The organism is Ruegeria sp. I1 (genome assembly GCF_056532675.1).
Genome location: NZ_JBQFNM010000003.1, coordinates 302,239 through 321,873, shown reverse-complemented (window position 1 = coordinate 321,873; position 19,635 = coordinate 302,239). Strand labels below are relative to the sequence as shown.

Sequence of the window (19,635 nt, the reverse complement as noted above, 5' to 3'; positions counted from 1 at the left end):
ATGGAATGAGCTGGACCGAATATCTCGACACACACCAATCGCGCTTTGTTGAAGAGCTGTGCGACTTCATTCGTATTCCATCGGTTTCAGCCAAACCCGAAAACGCGGGCGATGTTCGAAAGGCCGGGCAGTGGGTGGTTGATCGGTTGGTTGCGGCGGGAATGGAAAACGTTCAGATGATGGAGACTGCCGGTCATCCGGTGGTCTGTGCCGATTGGCTGCATGCCGGGCCTGATGTGCCTACGATTCTGATCTATGGCCATTTTGACGTGCAACCAGCCGAACCATTTGAGCTCTGGTCTTCGCCTCCGTTCGAGCCGACGATCCGCGGAGATCGGATTTATGGGCGTGGGGCGACCGACGACAAAGGTGCCATGTTCATCCCGATCCTTGCGGCTGAGGCTTTGCTGGCGGAAACCGGGAAACTGCCAGTCAATGTGCGGTTTTTCTTTGAGGGCCAGGAAGAGATCGGATCGCCCGACCTTCCGCCCTTTATCGAGGCAAATCTCGACCGGCTTCAGGCTGATATGATCTTTTCTGCCGATGGTAGTCAGTGGGATACCGAGACGCCGCAACTGGTCCTTGGTCTGAAAGGGCTCACTTCGCTTGAGATCTCGGTTCAGGGCGCGAAATCCGATTTGCATTCCGGTATGCATGGCGGCGGTGTCGCAAACCCGGCGATGGCGCTGGCCCAGTTGCTTGCCAGTATGAAATCGACCGATGGTCGCATCACGGTGGATGGTTTCTACGACGATGTCGTCGAGCTGACAGATGAAGACCGCGCGGCAATTGCGCGGGTTCCCTGGGACGAGGCGGCCTATCTGGTCCAGACCGGAGCGCCAGCAACCTTGGGTGAGCCGGGATATTCAACACGTGAAAATCTGTGGGCGCGTCCGACGCTTGAGGTCAACGGGTTGACCAGTGGTTGGCAAGGGGAAGGCACAAAGACCGTTTTGCCTGCGGTCGCTTCGGCCAAGATCACGTGTCGCTTGGTCGCCAATCAGAACCCCGAAAAGATCTTTGATCTGATCTCGGCCCATGTTGAGGCTCATTGCCCGCCGGGTGTCACTGCTGAGGTATCGCGCAACCCTGGGCGCGCGGACCCGTTCCTTGTACCGGCAGGACACAACGCAACCGCAATCGCGGGACAGGTTCTCGAAGAGGTTTACGGCAAACCGGCGTACAAAACCCGCGTTGGTGGCTCGATCCCTGTCATGTCGACCTTGCTGGATGAGTTGGGTCTGCATGCGGTCATGTTTGCCTTTGGACATGAGGATGAAAACCAACACGCCCCGGACGAGTTCTTCCGTCTGCCAACCTTCAGACGTGGCCAAACGGCTTACGCCCGGTTGATGGAACGGTTGGGCGAATAGTGCTAACAGCCAACATCGGTTCAACCGTTTTCACACGCTTCCGACATCACTGCATAGGTGCGATCTATGACATGCCGCACCTCAGCAAGAAACCGATCTTCATGATGCGTGACGAGCCATTGATCATGTTCCAGATCGTCGATCAAAGGTGACACTGGTATCAGGCCCGGCTGTGTGTTTCCAATGAAAGTTGGCAGAACCGCTCTGGCAAGACCTGCATTTGCAAGCTCAAGCGCATTCTGTGGCGCCGTAACTTCGATGGCGTCGTCCTCTTGCGAATGTTCTCTCACCCATCTGGCCGAGGGTGTTTTGGACATGACGCGCACCCAGGTCGAAATGCCTTCTTCCGCAGCATAGACCGCAAACCGAACCCGCCCGATCTTGCGACCGGCCAAGCCGATCTCTTCTGGCCGGTGGTTTCGAATGCCGATCGCGGCTTCCCGGTGTCCGATGTTCAATAGGTCTTCTGACGAGATGAAACGCAGCCGGACTGGCATTGATCCCTTAAGTCTTGCGAGAGCGCCAATCAAAATTCTTGTTACCCAGGTCCCGGCCGAAATTTTGACCAACGGTGGTGCAGTAGCAAGTCTGCTTTCCGTGACAGGTAGGACACGCGCTTCGATGCTTTCGACTTTTTTCAACAGCGCTTGTCCGTCCTCAGTCAGATCATACCCTCGCGGATTACGGTGAAACAGCTCGCTTCCGAGGTTGCGCTCAAGCTCAATCATGCGCCGACCCAAGGTGGGTGCGCTCTTGCCGGTCTGTTCAGCTGCTGGCCCAAGCCCGCCCGCTCTGGCAACCGCAAGGAAAAGCCGCAGGTTGTCCCAGTCAAAGTTACCTTCATCCATGAAATAAAGGTTACATTTTGTGTTGTTGATGAAAAGGCTGTGATGGCGTTTTTTCTGAAGGATCAGTCAGGAGACTCACAGATGAACTTTCTCGAAACCGAAATCTCACCCCTTGGCATGGGTTGCTGGCCGATTGGTGGCAAAATGTACTGTGGTGAGCAGTCGTTGGGTTACACCCGATCGGACGACGGTGCCTCCATTCGTACGATCCACGCGGCACTGGACGGTGGGATCACACTTTTTGACACTGCAGCCGCCTATGGCGCTGGGCATTCGGAACGTTTGTTGGGCAAAGCGCTAAAGCATCGACCCGACGCCCTGATTGTCACAAAGATCGGGGTTGGGATCGATGAAGCGAGCAGGCAGATTTCATTTGACTCCTTCACCCCGGATCAGGTTGGCCCTGCTGTAGATGGGTGTCTGTCGCGGCTGGAGCGGGATCGAATCGATCTCTTGCTGTTGCATGTGAACGATATGCCAATTGACGAGGCTGAGGCGGTGTTTGACGAACTGGATCGGCTAAAAGAGGCCGGGAAACTACGTGCCTACGGTTGGAGCACTGACTATTCCCAAAACGCTCGAGCAGCCTCGTCGAGGGATGGTTTCAAGGCGGTTGAATACGTGATGAACGTCTTCTTCGATGCGCCTCGCATGCAACAGGTTGTCCAAGAGGAAGGATTGTTGTCCCTTATCCGCTCACCGCTTGCGATGGGGCTGCTTACAGGTAAATACAATCGGAATACCATTATGGCGTCTGATGATGTGCGCGCATCCGGCGAAAGTTGGATGGAGTACTATACGGATGGCAGGGTAAATCCAGATTTCATGCGACAACTCGATGCGGTTCGCGATTTACTGACCACAAATGGCCGAACGCTTGTGCAGGGGGCTCTTGGGTGGATATGGGGCCAATCTGAAACATATGTACCGATTCCGGGCGCACGGACAGAAGAACAAATTGAGGGCATTTCAGGCGCACTGACCTTCGGTGCTTTGCCGGATGAAGTAATGAACGAAATTGAAAGCTTGATTGCACGCAAAACTAAAGAACCAGACCGCCCTAGGTAGTATTCAGAACAGTATCAAAACTGTGTGCTTGCCGCGAATGTCGACAACGCGGGCTGCTGACGCTGCATCTCCGTTTTCTGTTCAAGGTCTGCTATGGGCCGTCCTTGCACGACCAACCGCAGCGACGCACGCTTCGCACGTATTTAGGCCAACCGCAGCATTTGGCACTCTGGGTTCAAAGCAGCGCTTGGATGCACCGCCGTTCTGAATGTCTCCGCAATAACACCCATGTCTGATGTCGGTGATTTCGTACGTCGGCCCAAGTACTGAATCCTCGAATTGAGCGATCTCATCTGGCGCCAATGCAGACTGGTCTATTTCAACCGGAAAGTATGCGTCTCCGGAAAAGCTAGGCATTCCTACCAGACCTGTTTCACCGACAGCTCTGACAAGCGCTTCAATGACTGTTCTTGGTCCACTAACAACTGGGCCAACCGCTTTCATTGATCCGTGTACCAAGATTCCGTTACCTTATTGAACGTCAAGTGAAAAGAGATCACCGACGAGGCTCTCTAGTGTGTGAAATTTTGCATCCATGCTGTTGACTAAAACCAATTCTGGGAATGAAATCGGTAACTTTGGGCTCACCGCCGACCTCAGAGCCAGTGTAGCATTGTCAGCAAGGGACCGTCGCGCGCTGCAGTAATCGGCCCTTCCCTGCCGTTCATCCAACCAGAGCCAAGTTGCGGTGTGCTCGTCAAATCCGCCATTTGCTGCGTTCGCGATAGTGGGGTCACTTGATCCGGGAAAGCAGTTGAAACACCGGCATTAGTTCAGCCAGCTTGGTTGCTGTTCGTTCCGTTAGGTTTGGTTCGTGGGCAAAGTTAGAAGACATGGCATCCATCCAAACCGCAAAGCCTTTGCGCCGCAACGCTTCCTCATAAGGATGATTTTTGTCAAAACCAGGCGGGATGCGCTTCAACTCCGGGTCACCGACCCGGAAACCCTGTTTTCGCATCTCTATGGTGGTCTGGGTCAACTCTGCGCCCAGAGGGCCCGCCATCGCATCGCGGAAAACGCCCAAAGCCCCTTTTTCGTACTGGAACACCCCACAACCGAGCGATAGCCTTTCTGGGGAAAGGCCAAAGAACCACATTGGCGGCTGAACCGCCTGTCCTGTCGGTAGGAACGCAAGGTGCAGATGCGCGTTATAGGGTGTCTTGTCTTTGGAAAACCGAACATCGCGATGAATCCGAAAGATTTTGCTGCTATGATCCTGCCCGGTCAAGTCGCGTAGCGCCAACTCCATATCTTCGGCGAACAGCTTGCTGGGTGCTTTAATGTGAGTCTCATACGTCGCCTTGTTCGCTGCAAACCAGTCCTTGGTATTGTTGGCCTTCAGTTCTTGCAGGAAGCCTACTGCCTCGGCAGCAAAACAATCGAATTGGGCCATAAGATCCTCCGTTCAGTCTTTCTTGGGCAACACCGCGGCATGTTCGAGGCAGAAGTGCAGCCACCGTTGCAAGACTGCGTCATCGCAATCTGATGCGTCAACGCGAACAAAACCGCCCAGCTTGCGGATGCCATGAATCACAGCGCGGGCCGTGGGGTCTTGCAATGCCGTGGGCTCGTTCACCTTTCCCACCCTGAACATGAACCGACCCACGCCATCCTGATGTCTGCGCGCACCACAAAGCATGTTGCCGTTCAAGAAGAAGCACGTACCACCCATCATTCGTTTTTCGGAAATGCCCACATGCGCGGCCAGAGCGTCTCGCATGCGGGCGTTGAGTGTTTCATCCACGGGCATCAGATGCCGGTCCAAAGCTGCCAGAGGATTGCCAGCGCAAGCACCAGCATTGCCATAGTGGTGAGCGCTGCGCCAATCGCGCGCCCCTTGCCATTCACCGAAGTGCTGAGGCTGAAATAGTGGATAAGACGGGCAAGCAGCAACACGCCACCGCAGGTAGCGACCAGCCAGGGTGCAGTTCCCGCAATCTCAGCCCCTGCAAGAGCCAGCAGCGCAAGCGGCACGTATTCGATGAAGTTTCCATGCGCCCGCATCAGCCGCAGGAGGCTTTCATCTTCACCGTGAAGTAAAGAAATTCCCGTCTTGGTGCGACGTACACCAACGGCAATCGCCATCGGAATGCTCATCAAAACAAACACTGCCGTAACGGCCAGCGCGATCTGCGGAAACTGTTCCATGTGATGCCTCCTCTTTGATCGCGCTTAAGACGCCATGCTCTCATATGTGATGAGCGCAAACCGAGCCCCTTGCGGGTCAGTCAGAGTGGCCATGCGGCCGACCCCCGGCATATCCATCGCCGGCTGAACAACTACGGCCCCTTTGGCCTCAGCCTTGGCGACACTGGCCTCCACGTCGGCAACCGTAAAAAAGATCGTCCAACTGCCGTGATCTTCCGGCATCGGGGAAAATCCGCCAATCGCGGTTTCTTCCACGACGGCGGCGGAATAGCTTGACCCATCCTGCATGGGCATGTCGTTGATCGTCCAGCCTAGCACCTCTTGATAGAAGGCCTTGGCTTTGCCCTGGTCGGGACCGGAATGTCCGATCCAACCCGAGTTCCCGACAGTGGTCATCTCAAGAATACTCATGTGCTTCTCCCTTGGTTGCGCCCGCCACATTCGGGTCTGATCCAAGGACGCACGACGCACCGCGATCCCTACATGCTACGCAAACTTTCTTGGCTGATTGCAATTTTCTCTGCAATTGCATCACGTTCAAGAGCCGTAGGGCCAAGTGCAATAACGGATTCAAACGCAGAAATCGCCGCGCGGTGATCACCCGTTTCCTGCAACAAGCCACCGCGCATTGCATGAAACCAGCGATACGCAGACAAATCCTGTTTCAGAGGCTCCATCGCTTTCAGCGCGTAATGCGGGCCATGGAGCTTGGCCTGCGCTGCAATCTGGTTAAGTCGGACGACAGGCGTTGGTTGCAATGCGTAAAGCGCAGCGTAGTGGCTTTCAATCAATGACCAGTCTGTGTCATCAACCGAGGCCGAATGGGCATGGGTCGCCGCGATAGCAGCCTGAATGATATAGACACCATGATGTCCTATCCGCTGGGCCTTTTGCAAAAGACCAGTCGCCTCGGCGATGTTCGCACGATCCCAAAGATTGCGATCCTGTTCATCCAATGCGACAAGCTTGCCTTCTGGATCAATGCGCGCATGTCGCCGCGCGTGTTGAAACAGCAATAGTGCCAGCAAGGCGGCCTGTTCCCCCATCGCCGGAAACAGTGCCGCAAGCAGACGTGCCAAACGGATCGCCTCTTCACACAAGGTAAGCTTGATTTGCGTTGGACCAGCCGAGGTTGACCATCCTTCATTGAACATCAAGTAAACCATCAGAGAGACCTCACCCAATCGCGCACCCCGTTCTGCTGGGCTGGGTGTTTCGAAAGCAACCGGGTTGCTCGCGATCTTTTTTTTGGCTCGGGTAATCCGCTGTTCCATGGTCTTGGGCTTGATTAGAAAACCGCTCGCGATTTCATCGACGCTCAACCCCAGGACGACCCGCAAGGCAATGGCTATCTGATCTCGATGTTCCAGTTCGGGATGGCAGCAGATGAACAGAAGCCGCAAAACATCGTCGCGCAATTCGTCCGGGTCTGGGGTTTCGGCAGGCATCGGCTGAAACTCCTCACGGTGGCGCGACAGGATTGCCGCGCGGCGCTGCGATTTGCGCAAATCATCAAGACACGCGTTGCGCGCCGTCGTCAGCAACCACGCCAACGGGTCACGAGGTGCTCCGTCTTTGGGCCAAACCGTCAGAGCTTTTAGGCAGGCGTCGGCAAATGCTTCTTCCGCCATATCGATATCCCGAAACAAACGGGTCAGGGCTGCAAGCGCACGCGGTCGGTGCAGAGTGAAAGTGGCCTCGAGCCAGTCCGACATGTCCTATTCCGACGAGATCACACCGCCAGCCCAGGCCACTGGTCGCACCTCAAGCCTTGCTACAGGGGATGAGATCATTTTTGCGTATTCCAACGCCTCATCAAGGTCTTTGAATTCGGCAGCATAAAACCCGAGGAAGTTCTCCTTGGTCTCGGCAAATGGGCCGTCGGTGATCAATGGCGCTGTGCCTTCGGTTGGAGCGGGCTCGACCATCACGGCAGAGGTCGGCGGCATCAACTTCATCGATACGAACTCCCCGCGCTCAGATAGCGCCGTTTGCAACGCGCCGTGGCCTGACATCACTTCGTTCTGGCGATCTTTAGGCAGCGCTTCGAACACGCCCGGCTCCCCATAAATCGTGATTGCGTATATCATTTTCGCCTCCATGCTTCATTCGCATGGTGCAAGGACGCGGGAGGATATGCAAATCCGACAACTGATCCACAATACGAGATCGCAAGATGGCCACTTAGAACACCGGGACGCTAATCGAATGCTAGGCGGGTTTCGTGACCGCAGAAACAGCCGCATTCCGGATGGACAACGATGGCCTCAGGATATGATTTGAAATTCTAGCACTGGTCGTTGTGGAGCTAGGGTTGATCACGCCACCCGTTGGACTCAATGTTTTCATCATCTCATCCCTGACGCGCGACACACCTATGTCGACAGTCTTTCGTGGTGTGATACCCTTCCTCGGAGCCGAGATCATTCGCGTTGGTCTGATCCTGATGATCCCGGCGGTAGCGCTGGCTGTGCCAAACCTTATTGGAGGCTAAATACTCGTCGCTTACCTCGAAGGTAGTCGCGAATTGGCGTACGTATGCCACATAAACTGCTAAATGAAAACAAGACGATCGCCCCCAAGAATCGGGCGTGCTCAAAACGAATGTGTGACGCTTTCACATTGCCAATGCTGGACATTCTAACATTGCTTCTTCAAGCCGATGACTTTTGCGCACGCGGCCCAATTGTATGTGCCAGCTGCTGTTGGCAATTGCTTTCTCGCATGTTCTCGGAAGTCGCTCATATGTATGCGGCCTGTTGATCGGCACGCGGGCAGTGGCGTTGTTGGGTTCTACTCAGTGCCGCCCAAGCAGGTCGAACAGAACCCCAATGGGCGCGCCGCTTTTAAGCCACGGACAGGCTGACCTGGTATCGATATCTTTGGTGCCGATGGTTTTCTTACATACGCAGGCTGAGAAAGCCTCCTGCACGTCAAAAAGAAAGTCCTTCTGACAAGAGCTCTACAATGAGCTCCGCAAGCACTAGCCGCGGGGTAGTGCGATGTCGTTGCTGCCTTCAGGCTCTGGTCCAAGGCCATAGTCCATTCGGTGCATCTGATCGATCACACGTGACATTTCTTCATTCGACAAAACCGGCGGTTCCCCAAGCGGTAGCGCCTGCACATAAAGTCGCGACAAAGTCTCGACCTCTGTCGCCAACCAAAGAGTCTTGTCCAGTGTCTTGCCGATCGCGATCTGCCCGTGTTGAGCCAACAGACACGCTGTTCTGCCTTTGAGCACCGCCAGCACCGCCTCAGATAGCTCCTGCGTCCCAAATGTAGCATATTCGGCACAGGGGATGGTCGTTCCGCCAGCCACTCCGACCATATAGTGGAAAGCCGGGATCTGGCGGTGATGGCAGGCAAGCGTCGTTGCGTAAACCGAATGGCAATGCAACACGACATCGATATCCGGACGGGCTTTCAGAATATCGCGATGGAAACGCCATTCAGATGATGGCCTGCGCCCGACATAGGTGCCTTCGAAATCCATTTCCACCAAATCGTCGGGAATCATCTTGTCATAGGGCAAAGACGACGGTGTTATCAGGAACCCATCCTCGAAACGGACCGACAGATTTCCGGCCGTGCCCTGATTAATCCCCGTGGAGTTCATTTTCAAACATGTCTCAACCATACGCTCGCGTAGATCTTGTTCAGTCATAAGATTGGCCTCCTTGTCGATTTGCGGCCTCGCGCCATTGCGTCGCGTATTCCGTCAGGCCCGGCAGTACAATGGGTACGACCGGTTCAAGCGTCAGAGGCGTCGATAGGCTACCCGACGCCCTGCGTGCGAGTTGCAACGCACCTGCGACAACACCATGAGTTTCATGCGACGCTTCTGTGCGAAGGCCCGGACGCAAGGCCGCGACGATTTGCGCGTACATTGGGTCCTTCAGAAACGTGCCATCCAAGATGAGCCTTGAGCCCCCGTTCAAGACATCGGTGCAGGTGACTGTCAGCAATGCCGAATGCAGAACCGCAAGCGCCGCGCGCTCAGCTTGGTTTTCTGGAGGAGCACCGACAATATGACCTCGTCTGGCTGAGCCGGGAAACTGCCCGTCATTGTCACCAAAACTCGGCATGGCCATCGTACCCCGCGCGATCAGACGCGCCACGACCTTTTGTTCGGCAACTTCATCGCTTGTGTCTGCTCCGGCAATGGCCGAAAACTCTCGCCCACCCATCGTCAGTGCCCCACCGATCGGGGTGCCATCCATATCTGCGTTAATCGTGGTGCCAAGTGACTGATCAAGTTTTCCGGTTTCAACGCCACGCGACAAAGCGACAACCCAGGTTCCGGTAGAAACCAGTGTAAAATCCTTAACCTGCGCGGCCAGATAGCGAAAAAAGTTGGCCGTTGAGTCATGTGCTCCTGTCAACACCACCATGTCCTGAGGTAAGTCAAATCGCTGCACAAGGTCCTCGCGTACCGGTCCGAGAGGGTTCCAGGCCGCCTTGAATTCTGGCATAAGTGTTTCCCAACCTTGCTCCAGAACAATCGGCGTCCACCGTCGCTGCGGTACATTCCACAGATGCGACTGCGCCCCCATTGCCGAGTATTCAGAGGCCGCGACTCCGGTCAGCCACCAACCCCAGAATTGCGCGATGTTCAAAAAGTGCCTTGCCTTGCCAAACTGTACCGGGTTTTTGCGTTCCATCCAAAGCAACTGACGCGCCGCATGCGTGGATGCCATCATCACCGGGCTACCGCGATCCTCGAACGTTCCCGCTTTTTTGCGATACTCTGCATCAATGTCAGCAGGGCATGCCTGCTCATAATCGATCATCGGCAAGGCTTGTCCCGCACCGGCGCCGTCTGGGTCCGAGCCCACAAGTACCCCGCCTGACCCATGCCCGACCGGAACAATCGTCCGGATTGGATGCCGCTTGCAAAGCTCTGCAAGCGTTGTGATCAGCCAGATCGAAGTGCCTTCCAGGTCATGGTATCGCCAGGTCTGACCGTCCAGAACCGTGTTGGGGGTCGACCGACTCTCAAGCAAAGTGCCGTCTTTGCTGGCAACCCAAAGCTCGATGTTGGTTTTGCCAACATCGATAACAGCGATATCACCTTTTCCAGTCAAACGCTTGGCACGTCAGCTTTTACACCGCCCCTATCATCCCCAATTGAACCGGCTGCCGCACTCATATGAGGCGGTACTGGGCCGCTTTGTTCCTGAGGAACGGCAACCCCTTGTCCATAACGTCTTCGAATGAAGGGGCAACAGGCCGCCACACAGCAAGACCGTACCCAATCTGAGGGGGCATGTTGATGAAACTTTCCATCGCAAGCCCCCCCTTGAAGCCGATCGCGGCCAGCGTGGAGTAGATTTCGTCCCAGTCACAGGTCCCCTCGCCTGGTGTGCCACGGTCGCTTTCCGACAAATGAATGTAACGCAAGTGATCTCGTGCATCGAGGATACCGTTGCCCGCGCCCTTTTCTTCGATATTCATGTGATACGTATCGAGATGGATGAAGATGTTGTCGGCTCCGACCTTTTCGATCATGTCGACCGCCTGCCAACCTGTATTGATCAAATGGTTCTCGTAGCGATTTACCGGCTCGATACCAAAGGCGATCCCAAGGGTCTTGGCATGTTTCGCGGCCCCCTCCAAAGCCCGAGCAATATTATCGTATTCCGCCTGCGTGGGTGGGACGCCTGTGCGTTCACCGATGCCGCCATATGTGACGCCGGAAAGGGCCTCGGCACCCATCTTACTGGCCATGTTCATAGCGTCGACAAGGTGCTCGATTGCGCCATCTGGATTGACTGACGCCCAGTTTTTTTCAGGCAGTCCGAGCGAGCAGACTGCTCGCATTTCGTGTTTTTCGAGCAAGTCGCGCGTGTGAGTCGCATCCACAACGCCGGTGTCCAGCAAGGCAATTTCTATGAAATCCATCTGGTAGGCCGCCGCAGCGGGTATCGTCCGCTCGGCCCCATCACGATCCCAATGCATGGTCCACATGCTGGTATGTACGCCGAAACCTTCCATGATCATGTCCCTCTTCGTCGTTTGTCTCGCCACCGTTCACCAACCCAGCGCAGCGCCATCACGCCAATCAGAAACAACCCCCAGACAGCGGTCGACAAATGCTGGTTGGCACCGATCAGGTTCAGACCCGATGAAAGTGCTTGCAGGATAGTCAAGGCCAGAACCACCGGTAGAACACGCCCAAACCCGCCAAATGGATCGATACCGCCCAGGAAACAAGCCAGCACTGTCACCAGCAGTAGGGCCTCGCCATGGCCAACTCGGACAGAATTGAAACGCGCCGCCATCAAAATCCCGGCAACGGCGCATATCACGCCCGAAATCGCGTAGATCAAGACAAGTGTCCGGCGCGTATGCAGGCCGGAATATTCAGACGCCTGGATATTCGAACCGATCATGTAGACCGAGAACCCGTGTCGTGATCGTCTTAGCATGATATGCCAAATGAGCGCGGCCACCAGAAAGACTATCATCGGAACTGGAACGCCCATAACGCTGCCGTGGCCCAGTACGTTCATGTACTCTGGAAATCCCGATATGTCCCCTCCACGCGTCAGGAACTCACCCAACCCTCGCAGGAAGATCATCATGGCAAGCGATACCAGAATGGGATGTGCACCGACATAAGCCACGACGACGCCCATGACAGCGCCCGAAGCAGCACCCGCCAGTAATGCAAGCACCACACCTAGCACAAAAGCCCCCAGTCCGGCATCAGGCCCCCCGAATTGTATCAAAACCCAAGCAAGTGCGAGACCCGAAATGTTGGCTTGAAAGATGATGGCAAGGTTCAGCCCACCCGAAAGAATCGGAACAAGCATTGCCAGTGTCAGCAACCCCAAGACCGGCATCTGAAACGCCATCGAGCGCAGGTTGGCACCGGTCAGGAACAAAGGGGTCGCAAAGGAAAACGCCAGAAAGACCAGGCCAAGAAAGACAAGTAATGGCAGGGTTTCCGCACCAACTGCCGTGTTGAGTTTGTCACGCAAGCTCATGTTGTGCCCACCTTTGCGACAGCTGTAGCGCCGCGTGGGAGCCGCCCAAAACTCAGGTTTGATGATGAGATGGCCAGCAGGATCGCCGCGCCGATGATCATTTGGAATGCAAAGGGCGAGATTCCAAGAAGGTTCAAACCGTTCTGCGTGATCGCAACAAACATCATCCCAAGGATGCATCCAAGAACAGTGCCTCGCCCACCACCAAGTCGAGCCCCACCGAGGACCACCGCAGCCAGCACGTCCAGTTCCCGACCGTATAGCGCATTTGGAACAACCTCTTGGGCAATGTTCACCTGCATCAGCCCCCCTATGCCGGCCATCATCCCGCACCAACCAAAGGCGACAATTTGCATCTGCCAGATATTCACGCCCGCACGCATTGCTCCCTCGGGGTTGTCGCCAAAGGCATAAAGCTGGCGGCCCAGAGTGGTCAGACGGATGAGGCCCCAAGTCGCGACGACGCAGACGATCATGACGGCAACTGAAAGATTCAGTTCCGACCAGGTTCCATCCGAGGCTTGTCGTTCAAAAATGAAAATACGATCAGTCCACCAATCTGGCAGGTTGTAGATGTTTCGACCTTTCGTGAAGAACATAAGCAACCCAAAGAATGCGTTGAAGGTGGCAATGGTGATAACAATAGAAATCACCCGAAACCCGTGGATCAAAAGAGCATTGATCATTCCAAGACCGATCCCAAGCAGACCCGCGACCAAAAACCCCACCGCCCAGTTTCCGCCCCCTATGCCCATGAAAACCTGCGCGGCCACATACTGAACGACCGAAGCCGCGACCGCGAAAGAAATATCGATGCCACCAGCAATCAGGACGACCAGCAGGCCCACCGCCCAGATCAGGTTCACCGCGTTATTGTTCAACAACGACGTGATGTTGCCCAATGTCAGGAACGTGTCCGTACCAAGCGACAAACCAAGGATCATCAAAAGCAGCACAACGCTGAGGCGCGCCTCGACGGGATGAGTACGAAACAAGTCACGCATAGATACGTGCCTCAAGTTCGGGAACGCTGGTTGCCCGTGGATCGTACTCGCCCACAATACGCCCATCCGCCATATGCAGCACACGATCCGCATTGAACATCGCTTCGGTCACCTCGTCCGAGATCAAGAGGATCGCCAGCCCTTCTTCAGCCAAATGTCGTACGATGCGAAAGATGCCCGCCCGGGCCCCGACATCTACACCAACGGTTGGGCTGTCGAGGATCAAAAGCCGCGGCTCGGTTGCCAGCCATTTTGCGAGTACGACCCGTTGCTGGTTGCCGCCTGACAGCGTCGAGACAGCATCCTTCGGCCGCCCAATCTTGACTGCAAGTTCATCGATCCAGTGACAAACAAGATCGGTTTGGCGTTTGGCAGATAACAATCCGAACCCATTGAGAATGCGATCAAGCACTGAAATAGACGTGTTGTCCGCGATTGATTGCGGCTGAATAAGCCCCAGGGACAGTCTGTCTTCCGACACATAAGCGACACCGCGCGCGATAGAGTCGCGGATCGAGGCAAATCGAACAGACGACCCTTCCATCCGGATTTCACCCGCATCGGGTGGTTTCATACCAATTAGTGCAAGGGCCAGTTCCGTGCGGCCGGCTCCGATCAAGCCCGTCAAACCCAGAACTTCACCACGCCGGATGGTAAGGGAAACATCGTAGAACTCTTCGTGCCGACTTAACCCAACGGTTTCCAGAACCGGTTCCGCCTGAGAACGGTCCTGAGCGCTGACCGTGTTCTCCAAAAGCGCCCCGGTCATAAGCTCGCCAAGACGGGATTGCGTCATACCCTCGGTCGGATAGACGCCGACAAGCTTGCCATCGCGCAGGACTGTGACCCGCTCTGAAATGTCGATCACTTCTGCCAATCGGTGGCTGACGAAGACGACAGCAATACCTTGTGAGGACAGCGTGCGAACGACCTTTAGCAATGAATCCGTTTCGCTTTGGGTTAGCGACGCCGTCGGCTCATCCATAAACACCAGACGTGCGTCGCCCATTAACGCCCGCGCAATCGCAACGATCTGACGTTGCGCAATTGGCAAATCACCCAGTCGTGTATCCAGGTTCAACGGCACCTTCAGGCGATCAAGCACTGCCTGTACGCGGGTCTTATAGCGACGTCCGAACGTCAGGCGCGGCACCAGTCCAACCATCTCATCAAAAGCGATGTTTTCCGCGACGGTCATATGCGGAAATAGCGCAAGATCCTGCCAAATAACCGCGATCCCCAACGCTCGGGCTTTTGTCGGGGAAATCGTGTCAACTGGCTGACCAAACAGTTGCAATTCCGCGCCAGGGTCAGCTGTATACACACCAGTAACAAGCTTGATCAGTGTGGACTTGCCACAACCGTTTTCTCCGGCAAGGCAATGCACCTCTCCCGAACGCACTTCGAAATCAACGGATTGCAGCGCCTTTACGCCACCGAAGGTTTTCGAGACGTTTCGAAGCCTCAGCGCCGGGGCTTTGTCTGGATCAGTTTTCATGTGTGTTCTTAGTCTGAATGGAGATCCGCGATGCGCGGAGCTCCAAATCAACATTAAATCGTATCAGAGCCCCTTGGCAGCCAGCTCGTCAACAGTGCTCTTGTTAATCTCCAAGAGGTTATCGGTGATGATGTTGCGGGTTGCGGCATCCGGACTGACAACACCCAATCCCTCGATCTCGGTTCCTTCCGAGATTTCTTCGCCGTTCACCAGCATGTCGCCTAAAGTGACAAACACGCGGCCCGCCTCAGCTGGGTTCCACATGAACCCGCCAGAAATGACATCTTCTTTCAGCAGCTTCTGGCCCTGACCGGGTGAGAATGGCCCAAGCACATGGACCTTGCCGCCCAAGCGACGTTCCTCGATCGCGCGCCCTGCCCCGATCGGACCTTGGCTGCCAAACGCAAGGAAGCCACGCAAATCAGGATTGGCTGCGATCAGGTCAAGTGCGGTCGAACGGCTGTCATCAACACTTTCTGCAACGCCATAACGATCACCCACCGGCTGCAACTTGTCGGAGCAGTTCTCAGCCAGCCAGGCGATGCCAGCATCCGCCCAAGCGTTGTGAAGCGGTACAGTCAGTGAACCCACATAAACGGCATAGGTACCCGGCTCTTCGGTTTTCTCACAAAGAAGCTTGGCATGCGCTTCACCGAATCCATCTGCAGAAGCCAGTTCGAAGTTCCAATCCACGTTGTTCAAACCGGGCCCTTCGTGCGCGATCACTTTGATCCCGGCGTCCATGGCCTTCTGCAACACGGGTTCAAGCGCCGCCTCATCGTTGGGCACCACGCCGATGACATCCACACCCTTCGCAATGAGATCTTCAATCGCACGAACCTGAAGGGCCGGGTCGGCTGAGGTCGGTCCGATCATCTCGGCGCTGACACCCAGCTCACCGGCACGTTCCTTGATTCCTTCTTCCATAGCGTTGAACCAAGGGATCCCTCCAATTTTGACGACGATTCCCATAGTAGTCTCAGCAGCGACATTGGTTGCACCAAGAGCAAAAGCGCAGACTGAGGCTGCGAGTATCGGTCTAAGTTTCATAGTTTCCTCCCAGGTTGGCCAGCGCCGAAAAGACAGCGCACAGCAGAAATCAAACTGCACCATCGGTTGTTCTTTGTTGCGCAATCGATGGTGCAAAGGCTATATGGAACACACTAATCTTGTCAAAGGGGAATCTTCGGTGTCGACAACCGAGACTAAGAAACAGGTCACGATTTACGACATCGCCGACCGGGCTGGCACCTCGGCCAGTACTGTTGGTGCTGTTCTGAACGGCTCGTGGCGCAATCGACGCATCAGTGAAAAGCGCGCCAAGACGATTCAGCAAATCGCAAACGAAATGGGCTATGCACCCAATATGCAGGCCCGCGCCCTTCGCAGCGTCAGGTCAAGCATGATTGGCATGATTATTCCGATGTACGACAACCGTTACTTCGGCGCGATCGCCGAACGTTTCGAAATGGCGGCCCGTGCCAGAGGGCTTTTGCCCATGACCTCTTGCACACATCGTGAACCAGAGCTGGAACTTGCGACGGTCAAGCAGATGCTGTCGTACAATGTAGACCGGATCGTCTGTGCCGGTGCCTCTGACCCCGATACCATCGCCCGGATTTGCAAGGCGCAGGGCGTTCCAACGATCAACCTTGATCTGCCCGGTACAGTAGCGACTTCTATCATTTCCGACAACTACACAGGCGCATATAGATTGACTGCAGCCCTGATAAAACATGCGCAAGCAAAAGGTCGGGATTGGCAGAACGAGTTTCTGTTCCTGGGCGGCCGCCCGACCGATCACAACACAAGCGAAAGAATACGCGGTTTCCGTGATGCGGTCTCGGACGCAGGGGCTAGACCTTTGGACGAGAACATACTGGCCTGCGGCTACGCAGCCGCCAAGTCTAAGGCCGCATTTGCCGCAAAGTTGAAAGAAACGGGCCGAATGCCGACTGCGATGTTCGTAAACTCGACGATATCGTTGGAGGGTGTATTTGATTGGTTGGCGCAGAATGACAGGGCCGCACTAGACACAATTCTGTTTGGAAGCTTTGATTGGGATCCGTTTGCTCAGTATATGGCGCAGAATCTGTTCTCCGTTCGACAGGATGTCTCGGCGATGGTGGACACGATGTTCAGGATTATTGATGGTGAACCACCCCATGAGCCTGAAATCATCCAGATTGCGCCAATTGTCATATCTGACAAAACAGGCTGCGACACCGCCTCCTCGTCACAGATTTAGCGAATAGTTCCCAGTTCGCCGTTTGGGCTCAAATGCTGTGCCGAAGAAGTTCAAAAACTATTTCCGGAACGCGATGTACGTAGCCCTTAAGGTGCTGCCAATGCCTGACGTAGACGCCGTTCAACGTCTTGCAGACCCTTAAAGGCCTCGTAACGGGCATCATGTAGTTGTGCGGTCACGCCAGATTTTGGTGAGAACCGATCCTTTTCTGACGACATCCTCGCCATTGCCTCCTCAAGAGACGTTTCTGGCTGGCTTGCCACAGCACCTAGCATGGCTGCACCCAACAGAACCGGCTCAGGTGAGGTTGTCGATAGAACAGGAGCGCCGCTAGCGTCTGCCAAAAGTTGCTTGATCGTGGCGCTTTCCCCTGCGCCACCACTAATCGCGACGGTCGAAGGATGAACACCATGTGCGGCTTGCGCCTCCATAATCTGGCGCATCCCATAACCTACCCCAAGCACTGCAGCGACATAGGTTGCAATGAGGTCATCGCTATCATTTGCCAGCGTTAGGCCAGAAACGATTCCGGTTGCGTCCGGGTCGGCATAAGGGGCCCGGTTGCCCAGAAAATCCGGGACAATTATCCGGGACCCTGCCAGTCGGACTGCATCGCTTGCATCTGACACGCGCCGTTCGACCTCGCGCAAAAGAAACGATTGCAGCGACATGCCCTTTGCTTGCGCGAGGGAGGTTGCGTCGCTGCTTGATGGATGGCTCGTGATTAGGTGCGCGATCGCTTCCCCGGCCGTGGATTGCCCCCCTTCTGACAACCACATTCCCGGCACCATGGCCGAATAGTATGGCCCCCACACACCCGGAACCTTGTGCGCAGTCTTTGAAGTCGACATCGTGCAGGCGGACGTTCCGAATACATAGGCCATCGTCGACTCGGGTCCTGTTTCGGGATTAGCGCCTACGGTGCCGATACCCCCGGCATGAGCATCAATCAAACCTGCGCCAACGGGTGTACCTTCAAGCAACCCCATGCTCGATGCGGCTTGAGCGGTCAATCCCTGTGCCAGAGGTGTCCCGGGGGCCACGATCTTCTGCCCGATACGGGCATACTCCTCAGATGGCAATTCTGACAGACCAATCTGGTTGAAATAACTGTCATCCCACCGACGTTCATGTGCCAGGTAAGTCCATTTACATGTCACCGTACAAGCGGAGCGATCCAGTGACCCAGTTGCGGCCCATGTCAAATAATCCGGCAGGTCAAAGAATTGGCCGGCGCTGCGGAAGGAGTCCGGCATATTCTCTTTAATCCACAGCAGCTTGGGCGTCTGCATCTCAGGAGAAATCCGCCCGCCAACATAGTCCAAAACGGGGTGGCCCAGTCCATTGATACGCTCGGCCTGATCCTTGGCCCGGTGGTCCATCCAAACGATTACGTTGCGCTCGGCCTTACCCGAGGCACTGATGCTCAGCGGTTGCATGGTTTGGTCCAGGACGACCATTGAACACGCCGCATCGAAACCAACACCTTTGACCTGCGAGGCCTCGATTCCACTCTCCTCAACCGCGCCTCGAACACAGGCACACACAGCCTGCCAGATGTCTGTCGAAGACTGCTCGGCTATATCGCCGGTGTCGCGCCACATTTGAATGTCTTGCTTTCGGCTGGCAAACAATGTGCCGTTGCTGTCGAAAACACCCGCCCTGGCACTGCCGGTCCCAACGTCTACGCCTACGAAACAGCTCATAGGTCCACCGCGTTTGGCAGGATGACAAGATCCCGGATCGTGACATTCGCGGGGCGGCTGAGCATGAAAACCACGCAATCGGCCACTTCTTTGGGTTGCATCAGACTCCCCTCGGCCAATGCTTGTTCCATTTTTTCCTTCGGCCAGTCATCCAGCAAAGCGGTCACTACAGGACCCGGCAAAACAGCGCCAACCCGCACACCATGCTTGGCAACCTGCCGTCTGACAGAGTGGGTGAAGGCCTGCACCGCATGTTTTGAGGCTGTATAGATGGGCTCCCACACGACGGGAATGACACCTGCGATGGAACTGGTCATGATGATATCACCCGACCCCTGTTTGGCCAGATATGGCAAAACCGCCTGCACCGAGCGAAACGCCGCATTTATGTTGAGGTTCAAAACACGATCCCACGCATCCGGATCGCCTTCCAGAACGTCCCCACCAATGTAAGCGCCAGCATTGGCGTGGAACGCGTCCAGACGCCCCGCTTTTCCGAGGATTTCTGGCAGCATCTGGTCCACGCTGTCAGGACTCGCAACGTCTGTAACGATTGAAAAAGCGTCGTCCCCCAAGTCATCGCAAACTGTCTTTAGTGCCGCTTCGTTCCGATCGACCAAAGCAACCGTGGCCCCTGCCGCGATACACTCTTTGGCACAAGCCAGCCCAATCCCCGACGCAGCGCCCGTTATCGCGATCACCTTGCCCGCCAGATCAACCATTCAGTTGCCTCCTCTACATCAAACCGTACCG

21 protein-coding genes are annotated in these 19,635 nt (G+C 55.5%); 4 read left to right on the top strand and 17 right to left on the bottom strand.

Annotated features, from left to right (window positions below; all coding sequences use genetic code 11):
* The first annotated feature begins 5 nt into the window (after nucleotides 1-5).
* Nucleotides 6-1,373, top strand: a complete 1,368-nt coding sequence (locus ACR0DH_RS08150; RefSeq protein ID WP_480548229.1) for a dipeptidase — start codon at nucleotides 6-8, stop codon at nucleotides 1,371-1,373.
* A gap of 20 nt (nucleotides 1,374-1,393) precedes the next feature.
* Here ACR0DH_RS08150 and ACR0DH_RS08145 read toward each other — a convergent pair whose 3' ends face one another.
* On the bottom strand, nucleotides 1,394-2,221 hold the full coding sequence (locus ACR0DH_RS08145) for a LysR family transcriptional regulator (protein ID WP_480548227.1): 828 nt from the start codon (nucleotides 2,219-2,221) through the stop codon (nucleotides 1,394-1,396).
* A gap of 81 nt (nucleotides 2,222-2,302) precedes the next feature.
* Between ACR0DH_RS08145 and ACR0DH_RS08140 the strand changes: the two genes are divergently transcribed.
* Nucleotides 2,303-3,289 carry an aldo/keto reductase gene (locus ACR0DH_RS08140; protein ID WP_480548225.1) on the top strand — a complete coding sequence of 329 codons (987 nt, stop codon included), beginning with the start codon at nucleotides 2,303-2,305 and terminating at the stop codon, nucleotides 3,287-3,289.
* Nucleotides 3,290-3,370: 81 nt separating this feature from the next.
* Here ACR0DH_RS08140 and ACR0DH_RS08135 read toward each other — a convergent pair whose 3' ends face one another.
* The 7 genes from ACR0DH_RS08135 to ACR0DH_RS08105 all read right to left on the bottom strand — a co-directional run bounded on the left by ACR0DH_RS08135 (nucleotide 3,371) and on the right by ACR0DH_RS08105 (nucleotide 7,527).
* On the bottom strand, nucleotides 3,371-3,748 hold the full coding sequence (locus tag ACR0DH_RS08135) for an AAC(3) family N-acetyltransferase (RefSeq protein WP_480548223.1): 378 nt from the start codon (nucleotides 3,746-3,748) through the stop codon (nucleotides 3,371-3,373).
* 274 nt (nucleotides 3,749-4,022) lie between these two features.
* Nucleotides 4,023-4,682 carry a DUF2461 domain-containing protein gene (locus tag ACR0DH_RS08130; protein ID WP_480548221.1) on the bottom strand — a complete coding sequence of 220 codons (660 nt, stop codon included), beginning with the start codon at nucleotides 4,680-4,682 and terminating at the stop codon, nucleotides 4,023-4,025.
* A gap of 12 nt (nucleotides 4,683-4,694) precedes the next feature.
* Nucleotides 4,695-5,039, bottom strand: a complete 345-nt coding sequence (locus ACR0DH_RS08125; RefSeq protein WP_480548219.1) for a TfoX/Sxy family protein — start codon at nucleotides 5,037-5,039, stop codon at nucleotides 4,695-4,697.
* On the bottom strand, nucleotides 5,039-5,437 hold the full coding sequence (locus ACR0DH_RS08120; protein WP_480548217.1) for an MAPEG family protein: 399 nt from the start codon (nucleotides 5,435-5,437) through the stop codon (nucleotides 5,039-5,041). The genes ACR0DH_RS08125 and ACR0DH_RS08120 overlap by 1 nt, the downstream gene beginning before the upstream one ends.
* Before the next feature lie 24 nt (nucleotides 5,438-5,461).
* The gene (locus ACR0DH_RS08115; RefSeq protein ID WP_480543841.1) at nucleotides 5,462-5,848 is read right to left on the bottom strand and encodes a VOC family protein; all 387 of its coding nucleotides are present in this window, start codon (nucleotides 5,846-5,848) and stop codon (nucleotides 5,462-5,464) included.
* A 68-nt stretch (nucleotides 5,849-5,916) separates the two neighbouring features.
* Complete coding sequence (locus tag ACR0DH_RS08110) at nucleotides 5,917-7,152, bottom strand: RNA polymerase sigma factor (protein WP_480548215.1); 1,236 nt, start codon at nucleotides 7,150-7,152, stop codon at nucleotides 5,917-5,919.
* 3 nt (nucleotides 7,153-7,155) lie between these two features.
* Nucleotides 7,156-7,527 (bottom strand): YciI family protein, encoded by a 372-nt coding sequence (locus tag ACR0DH_RS08105; protein ID WP_480543843.1) that lies wholly within the window; start codon nucleotides 7,525-7,527, stop codon nucleotides 7,156-7,158.
* 194 nt (nucleotides 7,528-7,721) lie between these two features.
* Here ACR0DH_RS08105 and ACR0DH_RS08100 point away from each other — a divergent pair, with 194 nt between their 5' ends.
* On the top strand, nucleotides 7,722-7,931 hold the full coding sequence (locus ACR0DH_RS08100; RefSeq protein ID WP_480548373.1) for a TRAP transporter large permease subunit: 210 nt from the start codon (nucleotides 7,722-7,724) through the stop codon (nucleotides 7,929-7,931).
* A gap of 489 nt (nucleotides 7,932-8,420) precedes the next feature.
* Here the strand turns inward: ACR0DH_RS08100 and ACR0DH_RS08095 are convergent, their stop codons facing one another.
* The 7 genes from ACR0DH_RS08095 to ACR0DH_RS08065 all read right to left on the bottom strand — a co-directional run bounded on the left by ACR0DH_RS08095 (nucleotide 8,421) and on the right by ACR0DH_RS08065 (nucleotide 15,978).
* On the bottom strand, nucleotides 8,421-9,101 hold the full coding sequence (locus tag ACR0DH_RS08095; protein WP_480548213.1) for a class II aldolase/adducin family protein: 681 nt from the start codon (nucleotides 9,099-9,101) through the stop codon (nucleotides 8,421-8,423).
* Nucleotides 9,094-10,521 carry an FGGY family carbohydrate kinase gene (locus tag ACR0DH_RS08090; RefSeq protein WP_480548211.1) on the bottom strand — a complete coding sequence of 476 codons (1,428 nt, stop codon included), beginning with the start codon at nucleotides 10,519-10,521 and terminating at the stop codon, nucleotides 9,094-9,096. The genes ACR0DH_RS08095 and ACR0DH_RS08090 overlap by 8 nt, the downstream gene beginning before the upstream one ends.
* Before the next feature lie 61 nt (nucleotides 10,522-10,582).
* Complete coding sequence (locus tag ACR0DH_RS08085; RefSeq protein WP_480548209.1) at nucleotides 10,583-11,431, bottom strand: sugar phosphate isomerase/epimerase family protein; 849 nt, start codon at nucleotides 11,429-11,431, stop codon at nucleotides 10,583-10,585.
* 2 nt (nucleotides 11,432-11,433) lie between these two features.
* Nucleotides 11,434-12,426, bottom strand: a complete 993-nt coding sequence (locus tag ACR0DH_RS08080; RefSeq protein WP_480548207.1) for an ABC transporter permease — start codon at nucleotides 12,424-12,426, stop codon at nucleotides 11,434-11,436.
* On the bottom strand, nucleotides 12,423-13,430 hold the full coding sequence (locus ACR0DH_RS08075) for an ABC transporter permease (protein ID WP_480548205.1): 1,008 nt from the start codon (nucleotides 13,428-13,430) through the stop codon (nucleotides 12,423-12,425). Before ACR0DH_RS08075 ends, ACR0DH_RS08080 begins: the two co-directional genes overlap by 4 nt.
* Nucleotides 13,423-14,928, bottom strand: coding sequence for a sugar ABC transporter ATP-binding protein (locus ACR0DH_RS08070; RefSeq protein ID WP_480548203.1), 1,506 nt, complete (start codon nucleotides 14,926-14,928; stop codon nucleotides 13,423-13,425). The genes ACR0DH_RS08075 and ACR0DH_RS08070 overlap by 8 nt, the downstream gene beginning before the upstream one ends.
* Before the next feature lie 63 nt (nucleotides 14,929-14,991).
* Nucleotides 14,992-15,978, bottom strand: a complete 987-nt coding sequence (locus tag ACR0DH_RS08065; RefSeq protein ID WP_480548201.1) for a substrate-binding domain-containing protein — start codon at nucleotides 15,976-15,978, stop codon at nucleotides 14,992-14,994.
* 139 nt (nucleotides 15,979-16,117) lie between these two features.
* Here ACR0DH_RS08065 and ACR0DH_RS08060 point away from each other — a divergent pair, with 139 nt between their 5' ends.
* Entirely contained in the window at nucleotides 16,118-17,176 is a 1,059-nt protein-coding gene (locus ACR0DH_RS08060; RefSeq protein WP_480543852.1) for a LacI family DNA-binding transcriptional regulator, read from the top strand.
* Nucleotides 17,177-17,262: 86 nt separating this feature from the next.
* Here the strand turns inward: ACR0DH_RS08060 and ACR0DH_RS08055 are convergent, their stop codons facing one another.
* Nucleotides 17,263-18,882: an FGGY-family carbohydrate kinase gene (locus tag ACR0DH_RS08055; protein ID WP_480548199.1), complete on the bottom strand. Its 1,620-nt coding sequence runs from the start codon at nucleotides 18,880-18,882 to the stop codon at nucleotides 17,263-17,265.
* Nucleotides 18,879-19,604: an SDR family oxidoreductase gene (locus tag ACR0DH_RS08050; protein ID WP_480543854.1), complete on the bottom strand. Its 726-nt coding sequence runs from the start codon at nucleotides 19,602-19,604 to the stop codon at nucleotides 18,879-18,881. The genes ACR0DH_RS08055 and ACR0DH_RS08050 overlap by 4 nt, the downstream gene beginning before the upstream one ends.
* Between the last annotated feature and the right edge of the window lie 31 nt (nucleotides 19,605-19,635).